Raw genomic sequence first — 3,243 nt, forward strand, 5'->3', positions numbered from 1 at the left:
CCCGCCGCGAGGTTCGACCGTGACTTCGCCGTCCTCGACGGCGTCCTTCACAGCGTCCGCCGACTCCTTCGCGGCCTTCTGGAGGTCTCCCTCGGCCTTCTCCCCGGTCTTCAGCGCGGCGTCGAGACGCTGCCCGGGCGTGCCCTTCGTGGTGGCGGCCTTGGTGACCTTCACCGCGGTGTCCCATACGGTGCTGGGCAGCGCCGCGGCGCTCGACTTGGCGAAGTCCTTCACCTTGTCGACCTGGCTCTGCACCGGCGCGGCGCTCCACAGCTTGTCGGCCTGGGTCTTGATCTGCTCGTACCGCTCACGGCCGGCGCGTGTGCCGAGGACGTAGCCCGCGGCCAGTCCGATGACGAGTCCTACCTTGCCCCTCATGGGGTCTCCTCACGATCGGTGGAGATGCTGGTCGACTCCAGGGTAGCGATGTATGCCCGGGTCGGCATCCTGGGTTGACATCGGCGGCCGAGCGGGATTCCGTTACGCCGTGGCGTCACCCTCCACCGGTTCGGTGGCGTTCTCGAAGAGGGCTGCGCGGCGGATGCGGTCGCTCTCGCGCCGAGCATCGGGCACCACCTGCGCGAGCCCGGCTCCGGCGAGCCACGCCCCGACGACGGCGAGACCGGGCGTCGCGGCGACGGTGCGTCGCACCTCGGCGACCTCGGCGGCACGACCGAGCGCGGCGCCGGGCTGGGACTGGGTGTAGCGCTCGCGGACGGCCCCGCGGAGAGCACGGAGCTCCAGCTCGACGCCGAGCATCGCCGAGGCCTCGGCCAGCGCGAGAGCGGCGGCGGCCGTGTCGTCGAGCCCCTCCGTCGCCGGAGGCTCGCCCTGCGCGCCGAAGGAGACGCGCACGACGTGTCGCCCGTCGGCGGCGTCGGCCACCCACGACCACTTGGCCGTAGAGTGCGTGAGCGCCTTCGCGCGGAACGCGCCCGGCACGGTCAGCACACCGGTGCCGCGCGGCGCAGCGTGAAGCGCCGGCGCGTCGAGGACCATCGTGACCACCTCGACGACCGGCGCGGGGCGCGGTTCGCGCGCAAGGCCGGGCACCGTGCCGGCGAGCAGCCGCCGAGCGGTGTCTTCGGGTGCGGCCATGATCAGCAGGTCGGCCTCGACGTCTGTCTCCTCATGTGCCACCGCGGCGCGCCACGTTCCGCCCTCGCGCGAGACCGCGATGACCTCAGCGCCCGTGGTGACGGTCGCATCCAGCTCTTGCAGTCGCGCGACGAGCGCGTCGACGAGCGTCGACATGCCGCCCGCGAGGCCTTCGACCGCACTTCCGGGACGGCTCCCCGACCCGCTCCGCATCTGGGCCACGGCCCCCGTGAGCGACCCGGTGCGGGTGAGGGCGTTGTTGAGGCCCGGTGCCGCCACGTCGGCGTCGATGTCTTCGGGGCGCGCGGAGTACACGCCCGTGGTGACGGGCGAGACGAGCCGATCGAGCACCTTCGCCCCCAGGCGCGTGCGCACAAGGCGCCCCAGGCTGTGCTCGTGGCCGATCGTCAGGGGCGGGCGCAGCCGGTCGAGGTAGGCGCGCCAGGCGCCGGTCCAGCCGATGATGCGGCGCACGTCGGGCGCCCACGGATTGGCCGGGATGCCGAGCACGCCGCCGGTCGGCAGCGGAGCCGCGCCGACGCCGGGGATCCCGACGAGCCACGCGCCGGCGGCGTCGGGCGTCGTGATCCGGTCGGCGAGGCCGAGCTCCTCGATGAGGTCGCGCACCGTCCCGCCGCGGGTGGCGTAACTCTCGGCGCCGGTGTCGAGCCGGATACCGGCGACCTCGGCGGTGCGGATCGCTCCCCCGGGCCGGTCGGCCCCGTCGAGGACCGTCACCCGCATCCCGACCTTCGCGCACTCGAGGGCGGCCACGAGGCCCGCGATACCGCCGCCGACCACCACGACGCGCGTGTCATGGGCGTGGGAAACCAGCTCGTCGAACTCCTGGGTCACTCCCCCATCCTCCCCCGCCCGGATCCGGTTCGCATGTCGACCTGTGGACAAGCCCCGCTTCGGATGCGCCACGCTCCTAGGATGGGAGGGTTTCACGCCGGAGGGGGCGGATGGATCTGCAGGAACTCCCCGCACGGGATCGCGCGACGGACCTCTTCGTCGGCACGGTCCCGGCGCGGTCATCGCAGCGGGCGCTCAGCGCGACCGTCGACGCGAGCACCGTCGTCGCCCCCGCGATCGTCGGCGTGGTGCTCGCCGCGATCGGCGCGCCCGGCGCCGCGGCCGCAGCCGTGCTCCTGGCCGCAACGGCGCTGGTCGTGTGGGTCGTTCTCCTCGCGCGGCGGGGATCGAGCCTCGGCCACGCGGTGGCATCCACCCGCTCGGTGGATGTGCGGACGGCCGCCCCGGCCGGGCGCGACCTCATCGGCGCGGCCGTCGGGCGCCGCCTGCGCACGACGGATCTCTCCCGCGGACGCGACCCGCTGTCACCGCTGTTCGCCCCGTACGCCTTCCCCGAGGTGACCGACCGCGCACACCGCCCCAGCCGCTTCGTACGACCGGCCACCGTGCGCCTGGACTCGGGCCAGACGCTGTCGCTCGCGGACTCGCTGATCATCGGACGCGATCCGGAGGCGCCCGCCGACGCGCCCGCGGCCACCTACGAATGGCCCGACCTCTCGCGCACGCTGTCGAAGTCGCACGTGCGGCTGGAGTGGGACGGCGAGCAGGTGTGGGCGATCGACCTCGGCTCGCTCAACGGAACCGCGGTTCGGCGGGGCGAGCTCCGCGTGCCGCTCGTGCCGTTCCACCGCACGCCGCTTCCGCCCGACGCGCGCCTGGAGCTCGGCGACCGCGACCTGACCGTCGGCCTGCCGACGTGACGGGCGATGCGACGGGCGAGCGGGCGGCGCATCCCCTCGTCGACGCCGTCTCGCCGGGGTGCATCACGTGGGAGCACCGCGGCGATGTGCTCGCGCTCGGGACCGGCCTCAGCGACGTGCTCCACCGGGCGACGCTCGAGGGGGTGCGCACGCTCGTCGTGACGCCGGCCCACACGCGGCTGACCCCGGCGGCGGCATCGGCGCTCGAGGCGACGGGCGGAGCCTGGGTGGTGCGCACCGAGGAAGCCTTCTACGACGCCCGCACCGGTCGTCCTCTCGCGAACCCCCCTGACATCTTCACGGGCTCCGCCCCCGGTCCGGCTCACGCGCGCTTCCTCGCGAGTCCGGTGCGATCGCACCTGCAGCTCGTGTTCACCGGCGCGACGCGGCACCGGGTGAGTCGTCCCGT

4 protein-coding genes are annotated in these 3,243 nt (G+C 74.2%); 2 read left to right on the top strand and 2 right to left on the bottom strand.

Annotated elements, in window-relative coordinates; genetic code table 11:
* Both B4E30_RS15995 and hemG read right to left on the bottom strand, forming a co-directional pair.
* Positions 1-378: hypothetical protein (locus B4E30_RS15995; RefSeq protein ID WP_286796228.1), on the bottom strand; the 378-nt coding region annotated here is incomplete at its 3' end.
* Between the two features lie 102 nt (positions 379-480).
* Entirely contained in the window at positions 481-1,953 is a 1,473-nt protein-coding gene (gene hemG / locus B4E30_RS16000) for a protoporphyrinogen oxidase (RefSeq protein WP_286796229.1), read from the bottom strand.
* A gap of 110 nt (positions 1,954-2,063) precedes the next feature.
* Here hemG and B4E30_RS16005 point away from each other — a divergent pair, with 110 nt between their 5' ends.
* Entirely contained in the window at positions 2,064-2,834 is a 771-nt protein-coding gene (locus B4E30_RS16005) for an FHA domain-containing protein (RefSeq protein WP_286796231.1), read from the top strand.
* A partial coding sequence (locus B4E30_RS16010) for a DUF6177 family protein (RefSeq protein WP_286796233.1) occupies positions 2,831-3,243 on the top strand: 413 nt, incomplete at its 3' end. The genes B4E30_RS16005 and B4E30_RS16010, both read left to right, overlap by 4 nt.

This window comes from Microbacterium sp. UBA3394, assembly GCF_002358725.1.
Classification (GTDB): Bacteria; Actinomycetota; Actinomycetes; order Actinomycetales; family Microbacteriaceae; genus Microbacterium; species Microbacterium luteum.